Here is a 26927-nt window from a genome sequence, read left to right as displayed (position 1 = left end):
AACAAGTACGCTTTGTAACACTCTGAACAGAGAATAATTATGCAGCTGAACACCGCACAAGAGCTGATCGACGATATCCGTCAGGGTAAGATGGTCATCCTGATGGATGACGAAGATCGCGAGAACGAAGGTGATCTGATCGTTGCTGCCGAAAAGGTAACGCCGGAAATTATTAACTTCATGTGCACCTACGCACGTGGTCTGATCTGCATGCCGATGACGGCCAAGCGGTGTGATTTCCTGGGTCTGCCCCAGATGACTGCCAATAACAAAGAGGTGTACAGCACCGCTTTTACGGTTTCCATTGAAGCGGCCGAAGGTGTGACCACTGGCATCTCCGCTGCTGACCGTGCCCGTACTGTACAGGTCGCTATCAGTCCTATGTCCCGCCCTGAAGATATTATCCAGCCGGGCCACATCTTCCCTCTGCGGGCGATGGACGGTGGTGTTCTTCAGCGTGCCGGACACACTGAAGCTGGTGTTGATCTGGCTCGTCTGGCCGGTCTGGAAGCCGGGGCCGTCATTGTTGAAATTATGAATGAAGACGGTACCATGGCCCGCCGCCCGGATCTGGAAATTTTTGCTGAAAAGCATGGTCTGAAGATCGGTACAATTGCTGACCTGATCCACTACCGTATTCTGAACGAACAGACGGTTACCCGTATAAGTGAGCGGGAGCTGCCAACGGTCTATGGCAACTTCCATATGACCGAATATAAGGACAGCATCAGTAACCGTACTCATATCGCTCTGCGTATGGGGCAGGTTGATGCGGAGGAGCCTACAATGGTGCGGGTGCACCAGGCTGAAACCTTCCGTGACCTGCTGGGTGCCCGTAAGTCAGACAGCTCCAGCTGGCCTCTGCCGGCGGCACTGGCCCGTATTGCCAAAGAGGGAATCGGTGTTCTGGTGTTGCTGGATGCAGAGCAGTACGAAGATCTGGGTACCAGTCTGGCGCGATTTACCGATAAGGATCGTGTCCATCACAGCACCGGCGCCCATGCCGGCGTGTACATGACTATTGGTACCGGCTCCCAGATTCTGCGTGATCAGGGTGTTGGCAAGATGAAACTGCTGAGCTCACCGCTGCGTTTCAGTGCGATTTCCGGTTTTGATCTGGAGATTACCGAAAATATTCCATGTGAATAATCGGTTCTGGGAGATAACCGGTTTCCTGCGAGTATTCCGGATTATCTTCCCCCCGCCAGTCGGTGTTTAATACGCGGCTGGCGAAAAAATATTTACGGGTCCATGACAGGTCGTTGCAGTCACTGCTCTGTTCATGATCCGGTTCGGTACTCTCTGGGAACCGGACACAAGCTGCTTAAGAACTGCTTTTTAAGAACAAGTGAGGAATCGCCATGACTGGCATCAAGACCATTGAAGGAATGATGACCCCAAACGACGGACGTTACGCCATCGTGGTAACACGCTGGAACGCCTACGTTGTTGAGAGCCTGGTTGAAGGCGCTATTGACTCTCTCAAGCGTCATGGCGTGAAAGAAGACCAGCTGACCATCATTCGTTGCCCGGGTGCTTTTGAACTGCCACTGGTAGTGAAGAAGGTTGCAGCCTCCGGCAAGTACGATGCCATTATCGCTCTGGGCGCGGTAATTCGTGGTGGTACACCACACTTTGAATTTGTTGCAGGTGAGTGCACCAAGGGCATGTCCAGCGTCATGATGGAGAAGGAAATCCCTGTCTCCTTCGGTGTACTGACAGTTGATACGATCGAGCAGGCCATTGAACGGGCCGGCACCAAGATGGGTAACAAGGGCGAAGAAGCTGCCCTGGCTGCGTTTGAAATGGTGAGCCTGCTCAAGAATCTGGAGTCTTGATTTGAGCGCTCAGAATGTAAGTGCAGAAACTGCGGAACAGGGTTCCGAGCAGTCTTCTGACAAGAGCAAAACCAACAAGGGCCGTACCCAGACCCGCCGTAAGGCGCGTGAACTGGCACTGCAGGCCCTTTACCAGTGGCAGATGGCTGGCGCCTCTATCACGGATATCGAAGCACAGTTTCGTGCCCGTAACGATATGACCCGTGTAGACGGTGGCTTCTTCCACGAACTGCTGAGCGGTATCGCCCGTCAGGTCAGCAAGATCGACGAAACCATCACGCCTCTGCTGGATCGTGGTTTTGATCAGCTGGACCCGGTTGAGCGTGCAGCGTTGCGTCTGGGCTGCTATGAGATGATGGTACGTACCGATGTGCCTTACCGCGTTGTTATCAACGAAGGTATTGAGCTGGCCAAGAAGTACGGTGCTCAGGACTCTCACAAGTACATCAACGGTATTCTCGATAAGCTGGCTCTGACTCTGCGTCCGGTAGAAGTTAAGGCTTACCGTGAAAACAGCCGTAACAACAACCATCAGCGTCGCAAGAGCCGCTAAGGTTCTTCTTCCAGCTTGCCCTGTCTCACAAGAGATATGACTCATGGATGAGTTTTCCCTGATCCGCAACATTTTCCAGCAACCGCAACTGACGGAAGCCGGAAGTGTTCCTGATCAGGGAATAGGCGACGATTGTTCTCTTATTTCCCTCCCCGCAGATCAACAGCTGGTCCAGAGTATTGATACTCTGGTGGCTGACGTTCACTTCACCGCTAATGGTGATCCTTATCTGATTGGTTATCGCGCGCTTGCTGTTAGCGTCAGCGATCTCGCTGCCATGGGTGCCAAACCTCACAGCTTTTCTCTTGCCTTATCCCTGCCGGAAAATAATCCGGAATGGTTGCAGCGTTTTGCCGATGGTCTTGCAGCCATGGCTAATGCCGCTGGTATCTCCTTGATTGGTGGCGACACGACCCGTGGACCTTTAACGATTAGCGTACATGTTCAGGGTATCGTCCCAAAAGGAAAGGCTTTGTTACGTTCAGGTGCCCGACCGGGTGACCTTATCTACGTAAGCGGCACACCGGGTGAAGCCAACGCTGCCTTGCCTTATATTCTGGGCGAGAAGGCAGTGACCTCAGATGCTGAACAGCATCTGGTTGATCGCTACTGGCAACCGACCCCACGTATTGCGCTTGGCCAATGGTTACTGGAAAACGGCGCAACCTCGGCACTGGATGTGTCCGATGGCTTGTCCGGAGATCTGAGCCATATCCTGAGAGCCTCCAACTGTGGCGCTGAGCTGTTCAGTGAAAAGCTGCCGGTGTCTGATGCTTTGGCGGAGGTTTGTGGTGATGAGGCGATTGATAAAGTTTTAAACGGTGGGGATGACTACGAGCTGTGCTTTATCTGGCCTGCTGGTAAACCTATGACCGCGCAAATGTCAGAACAGTGCCCGACACCGGTCACCTGTATCGGACATATCACCAAGAAAAAGGGCTTGTGGCTGGATGGTCAGTCCTTAGAGCCCGGCAGCTACAATCATTTCTCGAACTGACAGAACAGCTGGATTAAAAGGTCGATTCTTTCCAGTATCTGGACTGATGATGGTCTGCGGTTGATGTCCAGATTCAGACACGGGGCAATAATATCTTCGAGGACGTATAGTGCTGCCGGATTGTTTGCCAGCATCTTTCTGAAAGGCTCCAGTCTTCTATCTCCTGCGGGATCCTCTTTCCGGTCACTCCAGACATGAGGCACTTTTTGCTGTGTCAGTAGTTGCAGGCCGATATAGCCCAACCCATAGATATCCGCTTTCCCCTGCTCATAACCATCAACGGGTTCCGGTGTTGGGCTTCCCGGGGGACTGTGGATATCAATCCCTGAATCCGGTGTTTTCACTGACTGATCGCTATTACTGCTGCTGATCCGTTCCAGATGATAAGGATGGATGGGAGACATCTCCGGTGGGTAGATAGTGGAGACCTCCTCAAGCGGCAGCACACCGCGACGGGTTCGACCAAAGTCACCAACAACTGCTGTCCCGGTCGGGCTTAGCAGGATGTTGTCGATCTTGATGTCATTATGAACAAGCTGTCTGCGGTGAAGCTCGCTCAGCCCCGCTGCAATATCACGAAGATATTGCAGGCTTTCCAGAGTGGTATGGGGACGGTCCAGATCATCCGCCAGACTTCCTGCCATGCACTCCATATACACTTCGATACTCTTGTTGTGCAGGCTTTCTCGGGTAACAGCGCCGAGGTATTTGAGCAGGTTGGGATGATCGAGGGAGACTGCCAGCTCGGCTTCACGCTTAAGACTTTGGTAGCAGTAGATGTCGTTGTTGGTCTTGCAGGCGAAGCTGGCAGGCAAACCATCTACCTGTGGAATCTTATAAACAGATCCAAACACACCGCTTCCCAGAGGTTTACACATACGATTGAGGCTGGACAGCTGCCAGAGCAGGGAGATGGGAGTGGTTGAGCGATCCAGTATGGATACCTGAGGTGGAGTATCCCGTGGTGGAGCGCAAATGTCTTGGAGGCTGGACGTCAGCGGCATGCCTGCCCGTTTTTTCAGGCGCTGAATGAGAGAGCTGCTCTGGTGGTTATCTGCCATGGATGGAGGTCGGACTCTCTTCTGACCAGCCCGGGGCAATCTATCCGTTGCGGGGAGCAAGTAATCAACAGCCATAACATCACTCATCCTTGAGAGGCCAATGGTTATTATGACTAACCAGATTGTCAGAAAGTTCCCAAAAAGCATCTCTGGCTGGCTCTGCAGGCGGCTCTGCGGTAAGGTCAGCCGTTTACCTCTTTAGACTTCCGGCTGAGACCCTCCGGTGAACAAACCACAACTCTCAAATCCCGTACACCTGCTGGCCTTTGGCTTTGGCAGTGGTATGGCCCCCAAGGCTCCGGGTACATTCGGCACGTTGGCAGCCATTCCTTTCTTCCTGTTGATGCAGGGACTCTCTCTCCCCGTTTATATTGGCATTGTGGTTGTCGCCTCTCTGGTAGGCATCTATCTGTGTGGCAAAACCTCGGAAGATATGGGCGTCCATGATCATGGGGGTATCGTCTGGGATGAGTTCTGTGGCTTCTGGATTACCATGATTGCCGCGCCCACTGGCTGGATGTGGATTGTTATTGGTTTCCTGCTGTTCCGGCTGTTTGATATTTGGAAGCCCTGGCCGGTCAAGGTAGCCGATGAGAAGGTGCATGGCGGGCTGGGAATTATGCTGGATGATTTGATTGCCGGTGTGTACGCTTTTCTTGTTATGCAGGTGCTTATCGCCCTTTGGGGATAAACCAGCAATCGGCTCAGGCCAACGAACGGCTCAAGTTAAAAACAACAGGGCTGCAGGTATGCAACGATCCGTGCTTCTGATTATTTGGGCTCTCCTGTCTGTAATGCCGCTTTCGGCCCATGCTACTAATGTTCAGGTGGTAGGGCTGTTTCCCGGTTCTGCCGTACTGATAATTGATGGCCAGCGCCGGCTGGTGAAGGCTGGTCAGGAGGTAGGCTCGGTAAAGCTGATCTCTTCCAATAACCAGCAGGCCATAGTGGTGGTTGATGGCGTGAGAAAGACTCTTAGCCTGTCCCGGGAGCAGAGCGGCAGCTATCAGCCTCCGGAGAAGACCGAGGTCCGTCTGGTGCGCAGTAACGATGGCCATTACTGGACGGACGGCAAGATCAATGGTCGCAGTGTAAGGATGGTGCTGGATACCGGAGCTTCGGATATCAGCATCAATGAATCAGAAGCACGGCGGCTGGGAATCTCTTATCTGCAGGGAACGCCTGCCATCTACAACACGGCTAATGGTCAGGTGAGTGGCTATCAGATCACCCTGGCCAGTGTCAGTGTGCGGGAAATCACTCTCTATAACGTCAAAGCTTCGGTTATCCCCGGAAATCATCCGATTCTGCTGGGGATGAGCTTCCTGCGTGATGTCAATATGAGGGAAGAGAGTAATATCCTTACGCTTATACCGCAGTACTAAAGCTTTGTAGTGAAGGCATAAAAAAACTCTTTTTGTTAATGTTATAAAGTAACATCTCGCCTGATGGTTCGGCTGCTGATACAATGCCCCACCGCGACCAGTTGTTGAGGAGTGTCGAGTGTCAACCGTTTTTGTGGCGGCGTCCAAATTGCCCACCCCCCATGGCACATTCATTATGCACGGGTTCCAGGATGAGGCTACCGGTAAAGAACATGTAGCCCTGACTATGGGGGATGTTGGCAGCGGAGAGCCAGTACTTGGGCGGATTCATTCCGAATGTCTGACCGGCGATGCCCTTTTCAGCATGCGTTGCGATTGCGGCTACCAGCTTGAAGCCGCTATGAAGGCTATCGCAGAAGAAGGCCGAGGCGTGATTCTGTATCTGCGTCAGGAAGGCCGTGGTATTGGCCTGCTGAACAAGATCCGCGCCTATGAGCTGCAGGATGATGGTGCGGATACCGTAGAAGCCAATGAGCGCCTGGGCTTTGCACCGGATATGCGTAAGTACGATATGTGCGAAGTGATGCTGCGCCATCTGGGCATTACCAAGATGCGCCTGATGACCAATAACCCGCGCAAGGTCGATGCCCTGAAGAATATCGATATTGATATTGTTGAGCGCGTACCTCTGCAGACCGGCAAGAATCCTCACAACGAGCGCTATATTGCGACCAAGGTTGGCAAGCTGGGCCACTTGTACAACAACGCTTGAGTGTTACGGGATTGCAAAACGGGAGCTTGATGCTCCCGTTTTTTATTGGCTCTATTTCTGCTGGGCGGAGGTAATAAGGGGAAGAATCTCTGTCATAGGTTGTGGCCTTGAGAATAAAAAGCCCTGGGCCAGATCGATACCGCAGGATTTCACAAACTCATATTCGTCTTCTGTTTCTATACCTTCCGCAACCACTTCACACTGACTGATATGGCCAAGAGATGCCACCAGTCGATAGAGCTCTTTCCCTTTGTCGCTATGGGCGTCCAGCAACAAAGAGCGGTCCAGTTTGATCTTGTCGAAGGAATACTTCATCAGATGAGGGAAGGACGCATAACCAGAACCAAAGTCATCCATTGAGACTTTAATGCCATGCTCGTGCAGGCGCTCGATCCCATCCTTGAGATGAACTTTCGAGCTCAACATGGCTTCTTCGGTAATCTCAACTTCCAGCCAGTGAGATGGAACTTCAAAGTGGTTGATCCGTGACAGCATATAGTCAATGGCATCAGCCTGTTCTGCCGAGGCCACAGAAATATTGATGGCTACACGGATATTGGTTGATGCAGGGATTTGCTTCAGATCAGTCAGCACCTGATCGATTACCATTCTGTCCAGCATGGGCATCATATTCAGAGCCTGAATATCCTTGATAAAGGTTGGCGGCTGCATCTTGCCAAACTCATCCCGATAGCGAATCAGCGCTTCAAAATAAAGGCAGTCCCGATCCTTGACCGGTTTGATCTGCTGATAATGCATTACCAGTGAGCCTTCTTTGAAAAGCCGCATCATTCGTTGCTGGCTCTGGGCCAGGTTTTTGTTTTGCAGCGCACTGGCACGAATGCTGGTCAGCAAATTGCGAAACAGGCTTTTATCGATAATTTCTTTATCGTAGCTATTGAACATGGCCTCTTTCTGGCGGCCAGCAAAGGCAAGATAAAACGGTTTGTAAATCAGGGTTCCAATAGCCAGAAGGATAATCTGAAGCACCACGCCACTTACGCTCTCACCTGTGGCTATATATCCGCTGATGAGAGGTGGAGTCATCCAGGACAGTATCGTCTGCACAGGGGGAACCAGACCGATAAACATCGCGCCGTAGGTGACCAGGAACAGCACGAGAGGTGTGATGATGAAAGGAATCATCAGTAAAGGGTTAAAGATGATCGGCAATCCGAACACCACGATCTCATTGATATTAAATAACGAGAGAGGAAGGGCTGTCAGTGCCAGCATAATATGGCTTTTCTGGCGTGAAAACATAAGGATGCACAAAAGCAGGCAGAGCGTGCTGCCGGAGCCTCCCATTGCGAGAAAGGCTTCATAAAAACCTTCACTGATAATATTTAACGAGCCATTGCCTGCTTCCCAGACCGCAATATTGTTTGTGGTGAGTTCTTCTATCTCTTCATGGGTGGCAAACATCATATTGGGACCATGTATACCAATCGCGCTAAGGCTGGTGATCACCAGCTGATACATGAGTCCACCGGAGACAGAGAATGGATTGGCGCCCAGCTCTTGAGTACAAGCATTGAACAGGATCGAGAATCCGGATGTCGCCTTAGCCAGAAGCATGGCCAGTAAAATAAAAATGGAAAAGTGCAGGGTATGCCTGAACAGCTGTAAGTTCAGGTTCATGGACATATAAGTCATGAACTGCAGCTTGAACTTTTTGCAGTAGAGATAGGTCGCAATCGGGCAGACCAGTGCATAGAAGGAATTGTTAGGCAGATTAAAAATCGGAGAAAACCTTTGCCCCTCAACAGACACCAGATAAAACAGGCAGAGGGAATAGAAGATAAAGTTCACACTGCCCAGTGATGTTTTATGGGAAAAGTAATAGGCGACAATGATGCACATGCACAATGGATATAAATTGTGCAGAAGTTTTGAAATGTATAATACAAAGGCTGCGGCGGTACCGAGTTCCAGGTACTCAAACAGATTACCGACCCCAAAAGTCAGGGAGCTCGATAGCGTGAGTGGCAGTAACAGCAGGGCAAGCGACGCTATATCGTAAGCGTACGAATTGCGTGTGTTATCTGCTGGAAAAAACTTTCCCCAGTATATTTTCGAGAAAATAGAGGGCCTGGTGCGAGCGTCGCCCATTGCGTGTTCCGATTCGGGATTGCTGAAGAATTGCCTAAAGGGTTAAGGGTGATTATCTCTCTGTCGCAGAGGTATCCCTTTATATGGCTTTATGTATATGTGGATATTTTATTTAGCGCTTGTGCGCTGTATATGGTGATAAATACCTGATCTGTGACAATTATTTGCTGATTATCACAATTTGTAAGATCTTGGTGATGATTTGGTAACAACGGGTGCTGTCTATTAATTATTGATGACCGACATCAACCAATGTTTGATAAATGCTCTCAGAATTCAGACCGCAGTCTATTAATTGATCAGTTTTGGCGGCGTGAGGTATAAATCTGTCGGGAGTGCCTAGGGTGATAACGCGGCAGGCTTTATTCTGAAGTAGGGATTTGATTCGTTCACCAACTCCGCCTTGAACGGAACCTTCTTCCAGCGTCAGAAGTGTTGAGTGCGTATCTGCCGCTTTCAAAATGGCTTCTTGATCCAGAGGTTTAATAAAGCGCATATCTATAACGGTGGCATCAATCTTTTCAGCAACGGCTAATGCCGTTTCAACCAAAGAGCCAAACGCCAAAATCGCTACATCTTTGCCAGCTCTCAATGTTCTGGCTTTCCCCAGAGTTAGGGGATCACTTCCATAGGAAGACTTGGCCGCTCCTCTCGGATAGCGAACAGCCGCCGGCCCTGAGTATTCATATCCCAAAGTCAGCATCTGCTTCAGTTCATCTTCATCGGATGGGGCCATCAGGACCATATTGGGAATGGTCTGCAGAGCGGCAATATCATAAAGGCCGTGATGGGTCGGACCGTCTTCACCAACAAGACCCGCCCGATCGATGGCAAACAGCACATCCAGATTCTGCAGAGCCACATCATGGATCAGCTGATCATAGCCACGTTGCAGGAAGGTGGAGTAGATAGCCACAACAGGCTTCATGCCTTCGCAGGCCAGACCTGCTGCCAAAGTGATGGCATGTTGCTCAGCTATAGCAACGTCGCTGTAGCGTTCCGGGAATTGTTCAGAGAAACGAATCAGGTCTGAGCCTTCTCTCATCGCAGGGGTGATACCAAACAGGCGATCATCTTTCGCTGCGGTTTCACACAGCCATTCGCCAAAGCGGTTTGACCAGGATGGCTGCTTTTTTGTGTTCTGCTGTTTATGAGCTGCGACTTTGGCAACGGCATGGTACTTCACCGGGTCTGCTTCAGCTTCCGGCAAGCCTTTGCCTTTCTGCGTAGTGATATGTAATAGCTTTGGGCCAGGCTGATCACGCAGAGTTTTCAATGTGTTGATCAATTTGGGAAGGTTGTGACCATCAACCGGCCCGGTCAGACTCATGCCGTGGTTGGAAAACCGGATCGTACGTTCTTTGCGTGGCTGCTCCCGATTTTGCAACCCCCGGAGATAGCGCGCCAGCATGCCCACGCTGGGAGAAATCGACATGTCATTGTCGTTCAATATGACAAGCAGATTGGCCTGTTCACAGGCGGCGTGGTTCAAGGCTTCATAGGCCTGCCCTGCGCTCATGGCTCCGTCGCCAATCACTGCAATCGCCTGACGCTCTTCACCCTTGATTCGGGCAGCCATGGCCATGCCCAGTGCCGCACTGATCGATGTGCTGGAGTGGCCCGTACCAAAAGCATCATATAGGCTTTCGTCCCGGGACGGGAAACCACACAGGCCATTGGTCTGGCGCAGGGCGGACATTTCGCTTCTGCGCCCGGTCAGTATTTTGTGTGGATAGCACTGGTGGCCAACATCCCAGATCAGGCGATCTTCCGGGGTGTTGAACACGTAATGCAGGGCAATGGTCAGCTCGACAACGCCAAGGCCGGCACCCAGATGGCCGCCGGTCTCATAGACCGAGCGGATCAGCTCCCGGCGTAGCTCTGTGGCAAGCTCCGGAAGCTGGTCTTCAGAGAGTTGGCGGAGTTGTTGTGGCGTTATTATTGTTTCGAGCAGCGACATTGATAATCAGGCTTTCCAGTGAACTCAGCTGTTACGATGAATGATGTAAGCAGCCAGCTCCCTGAGCCGCAATGTCTGTTGTTCGTCAGCAACGCGTTCCAGCGCTGACAGTGCTTTGTGGTAGAGGCTTTGCGCTTCCTGCTTTGCAGCATCAAGACCTAACAGAGACACATAGGTGTTCTTGCCCTGGGCAATATCGGAGCCTTGGGTTTTTCCCATCTCTTCTGCGGTCGCGGTGACATCAAGAATATCGTCCTGAACCTGGAAGGCGAGACCAATAGCGTCGGCATACTCTTCCAGCGCGGCACGCTGGTCAGGATTAGCATTGGCAGCCAGCGCACCCATTGAACATGCCACCCGGATCAGTGCTCCGGTCTTGTGTTCGTGCAGGGCTTTCAGTTCATCGAGAGTCAGTTCTCGTCCGGTCGCCTGCATATCCCGGGCCTGGCCTTCGATCATGCCATTACAGCCAGCCGCTTTGGCCAGAGCGAGAGATTGTTTAAGACGAATTTCTGCTGGTAACTGGTCATGGTCGGCAACGACTTCAAAAGCCAGTGTGAGCAAAGCATCACCGGCCAGAATAGCAGTGGCTTCATCAAAGGCTTTGTGGCAGGTCGGACGACCGCGGCGCAGATCGTCATCATCCATGGCGGGTAGGTCGTCATGGATCAGGGAATAGGTGTGGATCAATTCAATCGCGCAGGCCGCAGGCAGAGCCTGTTCTGCTGTTCCACCAAGAGCTTCACAGCTGGCCAGAACCAGCAGCGGTCGTACACGCTTGCCACCGGCCAGCGTTGAGTAGGCCATAGCTTCGCGAATACGGTCGTTGTGGATATTGGCGCGTTCAAGACTTGCGGAGAGGCCGGCATTGGCCCACTGCTGGCAAGAGGCCAGATAATCGGAGAAGTGCATTAATTCTCTTCTGGCTGATCGAAGTTCTGAAGGGTGGTTTGTCCGTCCTGTTCCAGCAGGATGCGGACTTTCTGCTCGGCATCCTGCAGGGCTTTCTGGCAGTCGCGGGTCAGGCGAATACCTTTCTCAAAGGCTTTCAGAGCCTGTTCCAGCGGCAGATCACCGGATTCCAGTTCCCGAACTGTTTTCTCCAGTTCGCCCAGTGAGGTTTCAAAAGCAAATCCGGAGCGGGTTGCTGCGCCGGTTTCAGAGTCGGTTCTGTTCGCCATGCTATTTCGCCATGCTTTTCTGAAGCAGGGTGGGGCCTGTATTCGCGCTGTAGAGAAGGCGCGTTCAGACGGGAAGAGTGAACAGTACCCGAGCCGGTGAAACCCGTCAAACCGGTGCGGAATGTTTGTCTATAGTTGAAGAGCCAGACAAGGATGATCAGGCACTGTTCGACCTCTAACACACTGATATTCAGATGTTTTTCTGGTGAGCAGCGGTAGAAAACTGTTACAGGATGTTGCTGATATGAAAACCGGGAGCCGTCGTGCCAAAGCATTGGCATTGCCCATTCATACCCCTGCAGAAAGTCTCTCTCCTTATCTCACGATCTTGCTGTCTGCCGCGCTGATGTTCGCGGTACTGATCATGATGCCGGGAGAAGCACGGGCCGAGTTAAAACCGCTCAATAATTTTGAGATGTCTGCGATTGCCGGACAGGGTGTTGAGAACGACCAGCAGGAAATTGAAGCGCGTAATGCCGGCCTGAATGGTCTGGCGAAAGTCGCACAAAGCACCTTTCCGGTACTGGGCTTTATCCAGTCGGATACTTCAGTGAGAGGTGTGCGTTACGCCGAAGGTGTGCAGCCGTTGGAAATTAATCTGGCGGATGGTTCGATCACCATCAACCTGCCGGAATATATCGAGAATGTCTCGCTGTCGAACCTGAGACCCAAGGGGGCTAGTGCAAATGGCCCTTCGTTTGGCTCTATTGAGCTTCGCGGTCTACGCTTCCACAACAGTTCAATCACCATCAAGACCAAGCCGTAAAGCTGCATTGCCGAAAGCGGCTTTGAATGACTGATTGTCGTTGGCAAAAGGCCGGTGTCTCTCTATAGAAATAAGTCTATAGAGAGACACCGGCCTTTTTCCTTAACCCGCGTATTTAAGACGCTTTTTCAGCTTTCTCGATCGGGTTGCAGTTGGAGCAGATGCAGTTGTAACCCTGATCCAGCTTGCGACAGCTCTCTTCTTCTTCGCTATCCCAAACGTCCTGATCCATGGTCTTGTCCAGGAACGGGAACTTCTTCCGATCAAACTCAGGCTGCAGGCCTGCATCGATCTGTTCGTCGAAGTCTTTTAGAACCGGGAACACATGACGGGCCAGCCAGATGATGGCAACCAGATTGATCAAAGCCATGATGCCCATGGACATATCAGCGAAAGACCAGACCAGAGGCAGCTCACCGACAGCGCCCCAGACCACCATACCCAGCACCAGAACACGGAACACCATAATCACTGGTTCCTTGTTGCAGATGAAGCGCAGGTTGGATTCGCCGTAGTAGTAGTTGGCAATCACAGAAGTGAAGGCAAACAGCAGAATTGCCAGAGCGATCAGGTGATGACCGATCGCACCAATCTGGCTGCTCAGTGCCTGCTGAGTCAGGTTGATGCCGGTAACACCGCTGGTTGGATCCAGCTGACCGGACAGCAAAATGATAGCGGCAGTGGCAGAACAGATGACGATGGTATCAACGAATACACCGACCATGCCCAACAGACCCTGAGTGGCCGGGTGGTGTGGAACCGGCGTTGCGGTTGCTGCTGCGTTCGGGCCACTACCCATACCTGCCTCGTTGGAGAACAGACCACGGGTAACACCCTGCTGGATTGCCTGGCTGACCAGGTAGCCAGCACCACCGCCGACAGCACTTTCCAGACCGAAAGCACTCTTGAAGATCAGAGCGAATACGGCTGGCAGCTCAGCAATGTTCATCACCATAACAACCAGGGCAATAACAATGTACAGCAGAGCCATAAATGGTACGACCATCTCCGCAAAGCGGGAAATGGAACGGATACCGCCAAAGATAATCATGGCAGTTACCACGGCCAGCGCGATACCCACACCCAGAGGTGGGATGTCGTAGGTCGACAGAGCAGCTGCAATGGAGTTGGACTGAACACTGTTAAAGGCAAAGCCGAACGCAATAATCAGCGAGATGGAGAAGGCGATACCCAACCAGCGTATGCCCATAGCCTTCTCAATGTAGTAGGCCGGGCCACCGTAGTAGGTGCCGTCATGCTTGTTGGACTTGTAGATCTGAGCCAGAGTGTTTTCCACAAAGCTGGTGGACATACCCAGCAGGGCAATCAGCCACATCCAGAAAATGGCACCCGGGCCTCCGGTGTAAATAGCAACGGCCACACCGGCCAGGTTACCTGTACCCACACGGGCAGCAAGACTGGTACAGAATGCCTGGAATGAAGAGATATGATGGTCTTCGCTTGTTGAGCGACTGTTCAGCATGTACTTGAAAGAGAAGCCAAACCGACGCAGCTGGACAAAGCGACTGGCCACAGTGAAGTACAGACCGGCACCCAGCAGGAGATAAACAAGCACATTCCCCCAGATCACACCGTTCACGGCGGAGATGAATTCACTCATACACTTACTCGTTTTAGTTGGAAGGAGTCGTAATTGAGAGTTTTGACCACGAGGGACTTTTGGATATTACTGATGTCGTAAAAATTGAATATTAGTGATTAACCGTATTGAACCTAGGTATTAGTTCTGGAAAGGGTAGGTGTTTTTTGTATTTCTGCACATGTGGCTAGAGGTATGTTTGTAGTTGTCGCGGTGCTTTCCGCAGGTGTGAAAAACACCTGACAACTGACGTGTTTTTAGGGGATATGTTTTAAAAGTGGTCAGAAATATTGGTTTTTTACCGGTTGGTGGAGAGCTGCTTATCACCAGCCCCGGAACTCCAGACATCTCTGTCCAGCAGTCGTTTCAGTTCCGGGAAATCATTGCTATTGAATGTGGGATTAGTACCCCGCTGAATGCCCTGTTCAAAATGTTCCAGCAGCAGGAAGGCATACTTTGAAAGAATCAGGATTGCCCCAAGGTTGATTATGGCCATCACCGCCATGGTGATATCGGCCAGTGCCCAAACCAATGGCAGGCTGCCAACGGCTCCCCAAAACACCATACCAAGAACCAGCAGGCGATAAACACGCACAGCAGCTTCGCTGTTATGGATAAAGCGCAGGCTCGATTCTCCGTAATAGGTGTTGGCGACAATGGAGGTAAAACCAAACAGAAGAGTGATTAAGGCAATAAAAGGTTTGCCAAAGATGCCCATGCTTTCTGCCAGTGCGTTCTGGGTAAGTACGATCCCTGTCGTTTGATCAGGGCTGTAACTGACACCGGAGACGAGAATGATGGCGGCTGTCGAAGTGCAGATCACAATCGTGTCGAAAAACACACTGAACATGGAAACCAGGCCCTGAGTCACCGGATGGTTCGGATAAGGGGTGGCAATTGCGTGAAGGTTGGGGCCGCTGCCCATGCCTGCTTCATTGGAAAACAGCCCGCGTCGTATACCGTGGGCAATGGCCTGAGACATTAAATATCCTGCACCACCGGCTGCAGCATGCTCCAGACCAAAGGCGCTGCGGAATACCAGCAAGGCAATGTCAGGCAGTTGTTCTATATGAATGGCAGTAATAATCAGTGCCGCACCGACATAGGCGACCGCCATAAAGGGCACGATCTTTTCTGCAAATCGGGCAATTCCCTGCACACCGCGAAAGATAATCAGGCTGGCAATCATAACCAGCCCCAGCCCGGTTAGCTCGGGAGAGAAAGAGAAGGCTTCATGCAGAGCGGCACTGACGGAGTTTGATTGCACAGCATTAAAGGAGAAGCCAAAGGCACTGATCAGGCAGAGGGAAAAGATAATGCCCAGCCAGCGTTGCCCCAGGGCCTTCTCGATGTAATAAGCTGGCCCGCCGCGGAAAGAACCATCAGGGTTTCTGGTTTTAAACACCTGAGCCATGGTGTTTTCAACAAACGCAGTGGCCATTCCCAGTAACGCCATAATCCACATCCAGAAAATGGCCCCGGGCCCGCCAAGGCTGATGGCTATGGCAACACCGGCCAGATTGCTGGTTCCTACATGGGAAGCGAGACTGGTACACAAAGCCTGAAAGGTGGAGATCCCTTTGCTTTGATCCTCACCGGTTGCGCGGGAGTGGAAGAGCAGACGGGTCGCCAATGGGAAGAGTCGAAACTGCACAAATCGCCCACGAATGGTGAACCACAGGCTGGAACCAATAAGCAGATAGATCAGGCCATAATCCCAGATGCTGGTGTTTATCGCGGCGATAATGGCACTGTTCTCCATGAACCTTCCTCATCGACAGTCGCTGTAAACCCTTTGATAAACCACACTAATGTCAGGTTTTTTAAGCTTTCATGTCATAAATGTATAAAAAAATTCGTTATAATCACTGATCATAATTATAAGCACTGTAGCCAGCTTTGAAGGTGAAAAGCTGAACATGAGAGACCGTTTATATTCTGCGTACATCAGTGTGTCCCCGGCTGCCGGTGAGCCCCGGGTCGAAACACTGTTGCCTGTTCTTTTAAGTCTTGGCCTTGTGCCGCGCTGGCCTGCACCTCGTGCAGACTGGCTGGAAAGAAAGGCCATTCTTGATGAATGTGATTATCTGATTCTTCTGTGTGGTCACAGTTATGTGATCTCATCGCCGGCCGGCGTGAGCTGGCAACACCGTGAACTGAACTATGCCAATGTCCGGCAGCTCCCTGTCTTTACCGGCAGTCTGGATGAGCAGAACCTGCCGGCAGAGCTGGGCAAAGAAGAAGCCGCCAGGCTCGGCGCATTTCGTCAGCAGCTTGGGCGCCAGTATCATCTTGTCTGGCAGGAGCGCCGTGATATTCCCAAATTGCTCGAACAAACCTGGGCTGATTTTCTGAACACGCATCCAACTGTGGGGTGGGTAAGAGGCCAATCTGCAGGTCGCAGCACGGCTATCACGACAGATGTACCGCTTCCCCGTATCAAGGGGGTAGTGGAGGGAACTCGGGAAGTCATCCCGGATGAAAATCTGCTGCCTTTATTGACTCAGCCAGAATGTCAATGGTTGCAGGATCGGGAAGCCTTCAGCTTTTATTGCCAGATCTATGCAGGCGGCAACTGCACAAGGGTCAGCCAGAGTGGCATTTTATCCTGGCAGGAAATCAGCCGGGCATTTGCCACGCCGCTGCAACCTTCGGGCAGCGAAGACCGGATCGAACGGTCTTTGGGGGCTCTGCTGGAAAAGAAATTCACAGCTTCTGTTCTTGCCCAGCATTTGCAGGCTCACGCCGCAACAGACTTCGTACTCACTGAAACCTCTCTACGCAAGATTCGCCTGAAGATGCGTCGGTCAGGACTGGTGAGAAAAGATACCCGGGCATCCGGTCGGCACACTCAGGTCTGGGCGCTTACCACAGACGGGGAGAAATTCCTGAAAAACTGTGCGTCGATGGTTTGAGGCTGTTATTCTGGGCGCTCATATTTACTCAGGAATTTTCTGCTCATGACCACAGACGTGACAGACACCCAAACTGTTGCAGACAACAAGGTTGTTCTTATTCACTACACCCTGAAGGATGATGATGGTGCAGTGATCGACAGTTCAGAAGGCCGCGAGCCGCTGCCATACATCCATGGTCTGGGCACTATCGTTGAAGGTCTGGAAAATGCTCTGGCTGGCAAGCAGGTTGGCGACAAGCTGACAGTAACCGTTGAGCCTGCAGAAGGTTATGGCGAGTTTGATGAGAGCCTGGTTCAGCCTGTGCCTCGCGAGCAGTTCGGTGACCACGAAGTGACCGAAGGTCAGCAATTCCATGCTGATACCGCTGTTGGCCCCCGCATTGTCACGGTTGTTGCCATTGAAGGTGATGACGTGATTATCGATGCCAACCACGAGCTGGCTGGTATGAACCTGAACTTCGATGTGGAAGTTGTTGAGATCCGTGATGCGACCGCTGATGAGCTGGAGCATGGCCATGTGCATGGCCCGGGCTGCAATCACTAAAAGTTTTCAAAGAGCCGACGTTATGTCGGCTTTTTTGTACCTGCAGGCAGGGAATATCCCAGATGAAAAGGACAAGAAAAGGGATATTTTATCGCTGTACAAAAAATGAACAATTATCTCCATTGCAGTTTTGTGAATGGCCGACACCAACAGTTAATAATTAAATCACAGGGTTATCCACAGATGTTGTGGAGAACTTTTCCGGTATGATCAAAAAAGTGAATAATGCCGGTTATTCGGTGAGGGAACGCATCCATGTCTGAGACAAATCGACAGCGCTTTGGTGGGCTTGAAGGCTATGAAATCTATCGGGTAGAAAAGTCCAATGCTCAGGGTGTGGTTACATCTGTCAGCTTTGAAGTGCAAACACCGGAAGGTGAGTTTCTGGATCGCTTTCGTTCCATCGAACAGGCTATGAGGCTTGTTAAGTCGCTGGCGGGTGTTCCTCTGGAAGCCGACGATTACGATTATTAATTTCGTACGACCACTGTAGCAATCCGTCAACCTGACTGGCAGCTGTGGTCAGCGACAGTTCTATCCTCTCTTTGGCACAGTAGCGTTTAACCTACAAAGTAAAAGAAGAGGGGATACCATGATTCCAAGAACGGTTTTTGAACCTGAGCATGAAATGTTCCGGGACAGCGTACGACGTTTCCTGGAAGAGGAAGCTGTTCCCCACCATGAGCAGTGGGAGAAAGACGGCTATATCGACCGTGCCCTTTGGACCAAGGCCGGTGAGCTGGGTTTCCTCTGCCCAACCATCAAAGAAGAATACGGCGGTGTGGGTGTCGATTTCCGTTACAACGCCATCGTTGATGAAGAGATTGCCCGCCTTGGCCTGAGTGGTATCGGCTTTGGTCTGCACTCCGATATCTCTGCCCCTTACATCCAGAACTACGCCTCCGAAGATCTGAAAAAGAAATACCTGCCGGGTATGGTCTCCGGTGATATCGTGTCCGCAATTGCCATGACTGAGCCTGGTGCCGGTTCAGACCTGCAGGGTGTTCGCACCACTGCCGTGAAGGATGGCGACGACTACATCATCAACGGCTCCAAGACATTTATCACCAACGGCCAGCAGGCTGATCTGGTGATCGTTGTCGCCAAAACTGATCCAGCCGCCGGCGCCAAAGGCACCAGCCTGATTCTGGTAGAAGCCAATACTCCAGGCTTCCAGAAGGGGCAGAACCTGAACAAGATCGGTATGAAGGCGCAGGATACGTCTGAGCTGTTCTTTGAAGATGTGCGTGTTCCTCAGAGCAACCTGCTGGGTCAGGAAGGCATGGGCTTTGTATACCTGATGCAGGAGCTGCCTCAGGAGCGTCTCTCTGTTGCCCTGAATGCGACGGCTAACGCCGAAGCTGCGCTGGAATGGACCAAGGAGTATGTGAAGGAGCGTCAGGCGTTCGGTAAGACTATCTCCAAGTTCCAGAACACCCGCTTCAAACTGGCCGAAATGGATACCGAAGTCTCTATCGCCCGGACCTTTATCGACCGCTGCCTGGAGTTGCATGTGCAGGGCAAGCTGGATGTTCCGACTGCGGCCAAGGCGAAGTACTGGACTACTGATCTGCAGTGTAAGGTGCTGGACGAATGTCTGCAGCTGCACGGTGGCTACGGTTATATGCTGGAATACCCGATTGCGCGGGCCTGGGCTGATGCCCGTGTTCAGCGTATCTATGCCGGTACCAATGAGATCATGAAAGAGATTATTGCCCGTTCTCTGCTGTAACAGTCGGTAGAGAGTCGTAAGCAAGCGTTAAGAAACGGCAGGTAGCCAAAGGTTGCCTGCCGTTTAACGTTTTGAATTCTGGTAAGTTTTCCCGGCACAAAAAGCAGAGATAAATTACTGAACCCTTTAAACACACTCTGAAAACATCTGTAACTTGAAGAACCGGGGTTCTGGTCAAGACTTAGCCGCTATAAAAATCACCACAAACAGGCGGACCTCTTATGACCAGAATCAGGACTTCAGGATCTTTTCCTATCCCTTTGTCTTCCAGCCCGTTATTTTCAAGACGCATGGCTGGTTCAAGACGAGTGGCTGCCAGCAGCCTCTGTGGCTTATGCCTTGCCATCTCAACAATCACTGCAACGATGACCAGCACGGCCTGGGCTAATGACGATGATCTTCCTGTTGATCCGGGATCGAATCTGGAAGAACAGGTCGCTGCTGCCGCTGCTGATGTCTTTGGGGCCAGGACTGACAAGTTTGCCGGTGCCAGAGAGCAGACCCCGGCAGAGATGCTGTTCAGTCAGGCTGAACTGCTGCAAACCGAAGATGGGCAGCTGCAGCTGGCTCTGAGCGTAGCCGGTGGTGCTCCGGAAAGTTTTGACGGGCTGCTGCAGGCTGAGGATGAAGGCAGCAGTGCTCTGCTGACTCTGGATGAAGAGCATGATGATGGTTATATCAATGCCGCCACCGACGCGGGTAGCTATGGTCGCCTGTTTGTGCGCCGGGTAAAAGTAAGTCTGGATGATGTGCTGCAGGGGCCGGTTCCGGGCGCACCTGCCAGTGAGGTGTTTGAAGATGATATCTATCGCGTGTTCCGTCAGCTGCTCACAGTCGTCAATCTCAAGAAGGACTATCTGGTTCGTGATGCTCTGATTCAGGCAGGCAGTGCGGTCATCACCCATCGTGCCAATGGTGATCTGGATATTGGCCTGTATCGCAAGCGTTCCGATGATGGTTCTTTGGAATATCTCGGTCAGCTGCTGGCCGACAAGCAACTGCGTTATGAACTGCAGGGGCCGATCAGCACTTCGGAATATCAGGAGTTCCGGGAAGCGGTGATCAAAGAGCTGCAGGCTTTGGAGATGTTGATCTCTCAGCAGAATCAGCAGATCGCCCAGATGACAGACAATGGCGAGCATGAAGGTGTTGAAGAACTGCTGAGTCAGGTTGAGAAGCTGAAAGAGCGCTTCCGTGAGCTGTATAAAGAGATCGAACTGGCGACTGAGTTTGAGTGGTTTGCGATCACAGAATCGCTGGATTACTCCGCCAGCAACTGGGTGAAGATTGGCGATGAAGGTGGTCTGGAAGTCGCGGCTCAGGCGATGAGTTATAAAGTAATGTCGTCTATTGTCGAAGCCCGTGCCGGACAGGAGCTGGCCGAGAAAAGTCTGAATGATCTGCGTACCTATGTATACCGGTTGATGGAGCAGACCCGTGATGGTAGTACCCGCATCCTTGCAGGCCAGATTGGAGCCGAGCTTGATGAAAATGTGATGACCTACCTGACCCGTCAGCTCTCCACGGCCTGGAATGCCATTCAGGGGTTAAGTGGTGAGCAGGGCTGGTTCAGTCGGCAGCAGACACCTTATGAGCTGCCTGCGCATTACACCGAAGCCGCCAGCGGTGGAACGCCGTTACTGAATATCCGTAACAGCAGCCACTATGTCACTTCCGGTTTGACGCTGCAGGAAACACTGGAGCAGATCAAAGCGGCTGCGGCATCCGGTAGTGTTCAGCCAGACAAATATATTGTCTCTGAAGCGCAGCTGCAGGATATGAGAAACAGCCTGAGCAAGAGTGGCTGGGGCGCCTGGGCAAAGAGCTTTATCTGGTCTGATGCCTATAAGCCTGACCAGCAATCAGAGACATTGCGCGAGATTCTGGCGCAAAGAAATACCAGTTTGCATAACTTATTCACCTCCGGAGTGACCGGTGGGATACCGGTGCATGTGATTGATACCGCCAACGGGATTGATGAGTACCGGTTTATCAGCGATGCCAGCATGCCCGAGTATGCAGCCAAGGCACAGGAAGAGCTGAACAAAGCCAACCCGAAAGTGCTGACTCTGAAGTACACCGGTAAAGACGGCAAGATCAAGCTGGGCTCCGAACGTTTAACGGATGCCCGCCAGCAACAGATTGAAGAGGCGCTGGTGGATAGAGAAGCCAGCCGTGCTGAAAACGCTGTGGATCTTAAGGTTGCTCAGAACAAGCTGGAAAATCAGGGCATTCTGAAAAAGGTCGGTAGCCGGGCTGCCAGTGTTGGTATGTCTGCCGGTATGGGCTGGATCACCGGTATGTTTATGCAGGGAGCCGTGGATGCAGTTTCCAAGTATCACAACGAAGGTGTGCTGCCATGGAACTACACCGCGAAAGATCGTGAAGAGATGAATGATCGCGCGTTCAGCACCGGTAAAGTTATGGCTGCGAATGCTGCGGTCAGTGATCTGGTGCTGCCTTATGTGGCCGACAGTCGTCACTACTTTGAAGGGGTTTCTGGTCAGGGACTGCTGAACCAGAGTCTGACGGGCAAGTATGAGGCCTCCATCGCTGGTGGTATTGCCGGGGTGGCGACCCGATCAGCAATGGCGGGGTATCAATACTGGAATGGAGAGATCAGCGGCAGTGATCTGGCATGGGATATTGCCGATGCCACGGCGCGGGCTGTACCCGTGACGGTGGGAAGTATTGCAGGACACGCCTTGCTGCCATACACCTTCCAGGTGCCGGTGCTGTCTACCATTCTACCGGTTGGCTTTATGGGAGCTGTCGCGGGAAGTATGGCCGGTAGCGCGGCCTATGATACGGCAAAATATTATGCCGGCTCCGGAATCCAGAAGCTGAGTGGATATTATTACGGAACAGGCAGTGATGAGGTGGCCACTGCGGATGAGCCTGCTGTCGTAGAGTAGAGGCAAGACCTCTACTCAAACAGAAAATACTGATCAGTATTTGACCCATGGAGCCCGCCTGCTCCGTGGGTCTTTTTTTATCCTGCTGTCAGGTTGAGCTTGGCAACGACTGTAGTGTTGCCACTGTTTTGTTCTGAAGGGTTCGGTTCTGCAGGTTCCTCAGTGACATTAAGAATGTAGATACGGTTGGCAGCCAGCCCCGTTTCAATCAAAGCATCTTTGATGGCTTTGGCCCGTTCGATGGCCAGACGTCTCAGATCAATAAATGCGACAGGCCAGGCATTGCTCAGCTGCTCTTTCTTTTTGGTGATAGATGCGGAGCTTTTGATCTGGTCAGACAGTTTCATTTTGACAATCAACTGATTGAGAATGGTATTGAGAGTGTCGTCCGGAATTTTGGGAATATTCTTGCCATCGTTATAGCTGCCTGCGGCTTTCAGCTGCAGGATGTACTCACCCTGAATCGCTTCATTGAGCTTTTTCCTGGCCAGAACCGGAGTGTCCAGTGCTTCGTTGAAGTAGGACTGAATATCCAGCTCCAGCTGAGGACGATCATGCAGAGCCTTGGTCAGGCTGGCCAATGAAGAAAGTTTGGCTTTCGAGAGCGCAAACTCTCCCGGCTGGAATGCAACCGAAGACATTTCATCAGGGTTGCCGGAAACCAGTGACGCCAGGAAGTTAAACGGCGCAGTAATAATATTGGTGAGGAAGTTAACGATCGCCATGCGAATGACCGGACCAATCTCAAATTTCGGGTCGTTCAGGTCTCCGGTAACAGGAAGGTCAACATCAATCACACCCTCGCTATTGGTTAACAGAGCGATAGCCAACTTAAGCGGCAGATCGACTGCATGTTCGCTTTCAACCTTCTCACCCAGCATCAGGTGCTTGAGAATAATGCGGTTCTGGGCATTCAGTTGCTGGTCATTGATCAGGTAGTCGAGGTTGAGATCCATCCGTCCCTTTTTCAGGGTATAGCCGGCAAAGTAGCTGGAGTATGGCGTCAGTGTTGTCAGTTCAACATTGGAGAAAGCCAGTTTCACCTCGGTATTGTTCAGAGGTGCAGAAGGTATCAGGCTGGCCGTGATATCTACTGGTGAATAACGATCCACTTCCCCGGTCAGCTCTATATCTGTATGTACGGATGAGCGGGTATCCAGATTCAGGATTTGACCCTGAAGATTATTGATGGGTGCTTCAAAGCCCGGCTTGAAAGACTGGTCAGAAAACAGCAGCCGGCCTTCGGTGATGCTGAAGCGAGCCTGCATCAGATGAAAAGGTGTGGATGGTTCCGCATCCTCTTCTGTTTTTGCGATCTCTGCGGTGCTTTGTGGCTGAGGTTTAACCAGTTCGGCCAGGTTAACCTTCCGCTCCTGGCTGATTTCCAGATCAGCAAACGGCTTTTGCAAAATCACCGTCTTTAAATCCAGAGCATTGGACTGTTGGTCAAAGCTGGTTTGTTCCAAGGAAAGCTGCTCCCAGCCAACAATCGCCTGGTTTGAGCGGCTATCCAGAATATTAAGATTGCTGACGGTTGTATCACCAACAAACTCAACACCGGTATCTTCCTGCCAGTTCACAGTAAAGGTTGTGGATAGTTCCCCATCATGAAGGTTGGCGAAGAGGTAAGGGGAAATATACGGCTGAACAGTTGGCAGCAGGAAGTTTTCAATACTTCCTTTGAGTGCTATTGCTGGAATTCCATTACCGGGAATGGGACGAATATCGGCCTGAGCTGAAATTCGTGTCGTATTATCCATTAGCGTAGAGAGCTTAATAGAAGGCTGCGGCTGTGTTTCATTGAATGGCCAGGCCAGATGTTCTGCACTGATATTAAGGTCATCAAGTCGGGTGCTGAACGGCTCATCCGGTGCGGTATTCATCGCATCGGAAAAGCGGATGGTTCCATCATTCAAGCTGAATTGATTGAGCGCCAGCTTGATCGTTGATTCGGTTGCGTTGCTACTCTCAGCTGCAGAAGCCTTGGGTGCTTCTTTGTTGCTTTTCAGCAATGCAGCCAGATTGACCTGACCATTCTCCAGTAGAGCGATATCAGCCAACAAACCATTGAGAGAAACCTCTTCAATAATTACGGATTTCTGAGAGAGAGAATCCCAGCTGGCCTGGACTTCCAGTACATCAAACCCAACTGATGGATTGTTAAAGTCCTGCCCGATCGCCAGTGCTTCAATTCTCAACCGTAATGTTAAAGGGTTGAAGGTGACGCCTCCCAAAGCCAGAGGCTCTGTCAGGAAAGAGGGCGCCAATCGGGTGACACCGTAATGGAGTGCGGCGGGAATAATTACGAATCCGGCAAACGCATAGAAGCATACGATGCCAACAATGATACGAAGAATACGCTTGGGCAGCTTGGACATTGATGTCAGAACGTTGTGAGTTGTGTTTTCAATGATTCTAATGCTGTTAAGGGTTTCTGCCTAATATTGCGTTGCTGTTCGCAGCATTTAATGGGCTTCAGCTTCTGCCGCCAGAGCTTCCCGATACATATCTGGAGTATCTATATCCTGAATTATCTCAGGAAAAGGTAGCAGCAGTTTTTGGATATAAGGCTCCAGACGTTTTCTTACCGGACGTGAACTGTTCTCCGCCAATAATCCGGGAATTAAAGAGGCAGGTAGCAGAACAGGGTGGCCTTTTTGAGGAGTGGTGGGTTCTTCACTTTGATAAAAAGGAAAGGCCGCCTGCTCGCCTCTTGCCTGCCAGATAGTTTGAAAGATAGTGCTGTTCAGGAAAGGCAAATCGCCCAGTGTGATAAAGGCCTGTTCCGTTTCTACATGCGAAAGAGCCGTGAGGACAGAATGACTTAGCCCTTCCCGGAAACCAGAGTTATGCACAAGATGTATATTGGGAATATCGGCATAACGCACCATAAGCTCTTCGCTGCGAAAACCTGTTACCAGAACAACACGACGACAGCTTTGTAAAGCATTGCGCAGACTATGATCGAGCAGTGTTCGTAAGCCATCAGACTGATCGCCGAAGGGTAACATCATCTTCCATTGTCCCATTCGGGACGATAAACCCGCTGCCATGACCAGACAGTCCACAGGTAAACGACTGTTAATGTCTTCATCGGGTTGCAGAAACTCTATAAGGCTCATAACCAGACAGCAGATTTTTGATTGTAGGGGAGTTGTGGAAAAACCTTACATTCATTGACAAACGAGGTCTATATAGTTGCCGCGCCAAAATTCTTATAGAGCGCCTGCTTACACAGGTTGCTAGCACATCGCAGAGTAAATAATGAATCGAGCTTTCAAGATCCTGCTTGCAGGGGTCTGTATCAATCTTTGTCTGGGCGTTCTGTACGCATGGAGTGTCATCAGTAAGTCTCTGGTGAGCGAACTGGGCTGGTCCGCAACTGCGGCCGGTATGCCTTACACTATCGCCGTTGTGACCTTCTCTCTGGGTATGCTGATTGCCGGTGGCCTGCAGGACAAAATGGGTCCTCGGGTTATGGCGGTATCCGGTGCCGGTATGGTTGGCCTGGGTCTGCTGGCGTCCTCTTTTGCGACCTCTCCGGTTATGCTGCTGCTGACCTTTGGTCTGCTGGTGGGTACCGGTATCGGTTTCACCTACTCCTGCCTGAGCCCAACCGCGATGAAGTGGTTCCACCCTTCCAAGAAGGGCATGGTTAATGGCCTGATTGCCGGTGGTTTTGGTATTGCGCCACTGTATCTTGCGCCACTGAGCAGCAGCCTGATTGCCAGTGTGGGTATCAACCAGACTTTCCTGATTCTGGGTGCTGGTGTGCTTCTGATTGCTGTGCCTCTGGCATTCACCATCGTGGTTCCGGAAGCTGGCTACAAGCCGGAAACGCCAGCAGGTTACAAAGAGAGCGCGAAGTCTTCCGCCTATAACTTCACCTGGCGTGAAATGATCAAGACCCGTCAGTTCTACATGATGTTTGTGGCTTTTGCTTTTGCATCTTCTGCAGGTCTGATGCTGATCGGTAACTTTGCGGCTATCGCCGGTAATCAGGGTGGCATTACCAATGCAGCGTTTCTGGTTTCCGTGCTGGCTATCGCCAACACCTTTGGCCGTATCCTGATGGGTATGCTGTCTGACAAGATTGGCCGTACCCAGACTCTGCTGCTGGCTATTGCTCTGCAGACTCTGAACATGATTCTGTTCGCCCAGTACACCTCTGAAATGCACTTTATCTTCGGTGCGGTACTGGCAGGTTTGGGCTACGGCGCGCTGTTGAGCGTATTCCCATCCATGACCGCTGATTTCTTCGGTATCAAGAACTACGGCTCCAACTTCGGCGTGCTGTACATGGCGTGGGGTATGAGTGGTTTCATGGGCCCGGTTATGGCCGGTTACCTGGTTGGTGTATACGGTAACTATAACTACGCCTACATCATCTCTGCAGTCATGCTGGGTGTGGCCGCAGTTATGGCCTTTATGACCAAGCCTGTTGATATTGAAGCGATGAAGCAGAAAGGACAGCTGGCTGCTGCCTGATACAAAGCTTCACTGCCGTAATGAAAGAGGCCCGGTGTTTGAAGTGACCCCCAATAGTTGGACACCCAATTATTGGGGGTTACTTTTATGTCCAAATACAGCCCAGAGCTGAAACGTATCATTGCCAGCGAATACATAGATGATGGAATATCATCACATCAGCTCG

The 26927-nt window shown here is 51.5% G+C and carries 24 protein-coding genes; 14 read left to right on the top strand and 10 right to left on the bottom strand.

Going from position 1 to position 26927, the window contains the following annotated elements:
• Window positions 1-39 precede the first annotated feature (39 nt).
• The 4 genes from ribBA to thiL all read left to right on the top strand — a co-directional run bounded on the left by ribBA (window position 40) and on the right by thiL (window position 3388).
• Window positions 40-1149, top strand: a complete 1110-nt coding sequence (gene ribBA / locus EHSB41UT_RS16610; RefSeq protein ID WP_087111882.1) for a bifunctional 3,4-dihydroxy-2-butanone-4-phosphate synthase/GTP cyclohydrolase II — start codon at window positions 40-42, stop codon at window positions 1147-1149.
• A gap of 212 nt (window positions 1150-1361) precedes the next feature.
• A complete protein-coding gene (gene ribH / locus EHSB41UT_RS16605; protein ID WP_087111880.1) occupies window positions 1362-1838 on the top strand; it encodes a 6,7-dimethyl-8-ribityllumazine synthase in 477 nt (158 codons plus the stop codon).
• Window position 1839: 1 nt separating this feature from the next.
• Entirely contained in the window at window positions 1840-2391 is a 552-nt protein-coding gene (gene nusB / locus EHSB41UT_RS16600; RefSeq protein WP_087111878.1) for a transcription antitermination factor NusB, read from the top strand.
• 43 nt (window positions 2392-2434) lie between these two features.
• The gene (gene thiL / locus EHSB41UT_RS16595; protein WP_087111876.1) at window positions 2435-3388 is read left to right on the top strand and encodes a thiamine-phosphate kinase; all 954 of its coding nucleotides are present in this window, start codon (window positions 2435-2437) and stop codon (window positions 3386-3388) included.
• Here the strand turns inward: thiL and EHSB41UT_RS16590 are convergent.
• Window positions 3373-4524: a protein kinase domain-containing protein gene (locus EHSB41UT_RS16590; RefSeq protein ID WP_165767300.1), complete on the bottom strand. Its 1152-nt coding sequence runs from the start codon at window positions 4522-4524 to the stop codon at window positions 3373-3375. The genes thiL and EHSB41UT_RS16590 overlap by 16 nt on opposite strands.
• A 148-nt stretch (window positions 4525-4672) precedes the next feature.
• Between EHSB41UT_RS16590 and EHSB41UT_RS16585 the strand changes: the two genes are divergently transcribed.
• The 3 genes from EHSB41UT_RS16585 (at window position 4673) to ribA (ending at window position 6546) form a co-directional block, all read left to right on the top strand.
• On the top strand, window positions 4673-5140 hold the full coding sequence (locus EHSB41UT_RS16585; RefSeq protein ID WP_278248161.1) for a phosphatidylglycerophosphatase A family protein: 468 nt from the start codon (window positions 4673-4675) through the stop codon (window positions 5138-5140).
• Window positions 5141-5198: 58 nt separating this feature from the next.
• Complete coding sequence (locus tag EHSB41UT_RS16580) at window positions 5199-5834, top strand: retropepsin-like aspartic protease family protein (RefSeq protein WP_207626674.1); 636 nt, start codon at window positions 5199-5201, stop codon at window positions 5832-5834.
• A gap of 118 nt (window positions 5835-5952) precedes the next feature.
• Window positions 5953-6546, top strand: a complete 594-nt coding sequence (gene ribA, locus EHSB41UT_RS16575; RefSeq protein WP_087111872.1) for a GTP cyclohydrolase II — start codon at window positions 5953-5955, stop codon at window positions 6544-6546.
• A 51-nt stretch (window positions 6547-6597) separates the two neighbouring features.
• On the opposite strand, the gene EHSB41UT_RS16570 is transcribed toward ribA, so the two are convergent.
• The 4 genes from EHSB41UT_RS16570 to EHSB41UT_RS16555 all read right to left on the bottom strand — a co-directional run bounded on the left by EHSB41UT_RS16570 (window position 6598) and on the right by EHSB41UT_RS16555 (window position 11799).
• Window positions 6598-8658, bottom strand: a complete 2061-nt coding sequence (locus EHSB41UT_RS16570) for an EAL domain-containing protein (protein ID WP_087111870.1) — start codon at window positions 8656-8658, stop codon at window positions 6598-6600.
• A gap of 229 nt (window positions 8659-8887) precedes the next feature.
• Window positions 8888-10618 (bottom strand): 1-deoxy-D-xylulose-5-phosphate synthase, encoded by a 1731-nt coding sequence (locus EHSB41UT_RS16565; RefSeq protein WP_087111868.1) that lies wholly within the window; start codon window positions 10616-10618, stop codon window positions 8888-8890.
• 24 nt (window positions 10619-10642) lie between these two features.
• Window positions 10643-11530, bottom strand: a complete 888-nt coding sequence (locus EHSB41UT_RS16560) for a polyprenyl synthetase family protein (protein WP_087111866.1) — start codon at window positions 11528-11530, stop codon at window positions 10643-10645.
• Entirely contained in the window at window positions 11530-11799 is a 270-nt protein-coding gene (locus EHSB41UT_RS16555; RefSeq protein WP_087111864.1) for an exodeoxyribonuclease VII small subunit, read from the bottom strand. Before EHSB41UT_RS16555 ends, EHSB41UT_RS16560 begins: the two co-directional genes overlap by 1 nt.
• Window positions 11800-12043: 244 nt before the next feature.
• On the opposite strand from EHSB41UT_RS16555, the gene EHSB41UT_RS16550 reads away from it, so the two are divergent.
• Window positions 12044-12565, top strand: a complete 522-nt coding sequence (locus tag EHSB41UT_RS16550; protein WP_087111862.1) for a hypothetical protein — start codon at window positions 12044-12046, stop codon at window positions 12563-12565.
• Window positions 12566-12680: 115 nt separating this feature from the next.
• On the opposite strand, the gene EHSB41UT_RS16545 is transcribed toward EHSB41UT_RS16550, so the two are convergent.
• Window positions 12681-14186 carry an alanine/glycine:cation symporter family protein gene (locus tag EHSB41UT_RS16545; RefSeq protein ID WP_087111860.1) on the bottom strand — a complete coding sequence of 502 codons (1506 nt, stop codon included), beginning with the start codon at window positions 14184-14186 and terminating at the stop codon, window positions 12681-12683.
• 277 nt (window positions 14187-14463) lie between these two features.
• Window positions 14464-15927, bottom strand: coding sequence for an alanine/glycine:cation symporter family protein (locus tag EHSB41UT_RS16540; RefSeq protein ID WP_087111858.1), 1464 nt, complete (start codon window positions 15925-15927; stop codon window positions 14464-14466).
• Between the two features lie 157 nt (window positions 15928-16084).
• On the opposite strand from EHSB41UT_RS16540, the gene EHSB41UT_RS16535 reads away from it, so the two are divergent.
• The 4 genes from EHSB41UT_RS16535 to EHSB41UT_RS16520 all read left to right on the top strand — a co-directional run bounded on the left by EHSB41UT_RS16535 (window position 16085) and on the right by EHSB41UT_RS16520 (window position 19358).
• The gene (locus EHSB41UT_RS16535) at window positions 16085-17080 is read left to right on the top strand and encodes a hypothetical protein (RefSeq protein WP_087111856.1); all 996 of its coding nucleotides are present in this window, start codon (window positions 16085-16087) and stop codon (window positions 17078-17080) included.
• A 45-nt stretch (window positions 17081-17125) separates the two neighbouring features.
• Window positions 17126-17626, top strand: coding sequence for an FKBP-type peptidyl-prolyl cis-trans isomerase (locus EHSB41UT_RS16530; protein ID WP_087111854.1), 501 nt, complete (start codon window positions 17126-17128; stop codon window positions 17624-17626).
• A gap of 255 nt (window positions 17627-17881) precedes the next feature.
• Entirely contained in the window at window positions 17882-18100 is a 219-nt protein-coding gene (locus EHSB41UT_RS16525) for a hypothetical protein (protein ID WP_087111852.1), read from the top strand.
• A 118-nt stretch (window positions 18101-18218) separates the two neighbouring features.
• Entirely contained in the window at window positions 18219-19358 is a 1140-nt protein-coding gene (locus EHSB41UT_RS16520; protein ID WP_087111850.1) for an acyl-CoA dehydrogenase family protein, read from the top strand.
• Between the two features lie 181 nt (window positions 19359-19539).
• On the opposite strand, the gene EHSB41UT_RS24655 is transcribed toward EHSB41UT_RS16520, so the two are convergent.
• A complete protein-coding gene (locus EHSB41UT_RS24655) occupies window positions 19540-19704 on the bottom strand; it encodes a hypothetical protein (RefSeq protein ID WP_165767299.1) in 165 nt (54 codons plus the stop codon).
• A gap of 19 nt (window positions 19705-19723) precedes the next feature.
• Here EHSB41UT_RS24655 and EHSB41UT_RS16515 point away from each other — a divergent pair, with 19 nt between their 5' ends.
• On the top strand, window positions 19724-22273 hold the full coding sequence (locus EHSB41UT_RS16515; protein WP_087111848.1) for a hypothetical protein: 2550 nt from the start codon (window positions 19724-19726) through the stop codon (window positions 22271-22273).
• A 77-nt stretch (window positions 22274-22350) separates the two neighbouring features.
• Here the strand turns inward: EHSB41UT_RS16515 and EHSB41UT_RS16510 are convergent, their stop codons facing one another.
• Both EHSB41UT_RS16510 and EHSB41UT_RS16505 read right to left on the bottom strand, forming a co-directional pair.
• Entirely contained in the window at window positions 22351-24651 is a 2301-nt protein-coding gene (locus tag EHSB41UT_RS16510; RefSeq protein WP_087111846.1) for a DUF748 domain-containing protein, read from the bottom strand.
• 87 nt (window positions 24652-24738) lie between these two features.
• Window positions 24739-25395: an NTP transferase domain-containing protein gene (locus EHSB41UT_RS16505; RefSeq protein ID WP_087111844.1), complete on the bottom strand. Its 657-nt coding sequence runs from the start codon at window positions 25393-25395 to the stop codon at window positions 24739-24741.
• A 142-nt stretch (window positions 25396-25537) separates the two neighbouring features.
• Here EHSB41UT_RS16505 and EHSB41UT_RS16500 point away from each other — a divergent pair, with 142 nt between their 5' ends.
• A complete protein-coding gene (locus EHSB41UT_RS16500; RefSeq protein WP_087111842.1) occupies window positions 25538-26761 on the top strand; it encodes an L-lactate MFS transporter in 1224 nt (407 codons plus the stop codon).
• Window positions 26762-26927: the final 166 nt, after the last annotated feature.

This window comes from Parendozoicomonas haliclonae (assembly GCF_900174585.1).
GTDB lineage: Bacteria > Pseudomonadota > Gammaproteobacteria > Pseudomonadales > Endozoicomonadaceae > Sansalvadorimonas > Sansalvadorimonas haliclonae.
The sequence above is the reverse complement of the archived record's forward strand: the minus strand, read 5'-3'. Positions and strand labels throughout refer to the sequence as shown.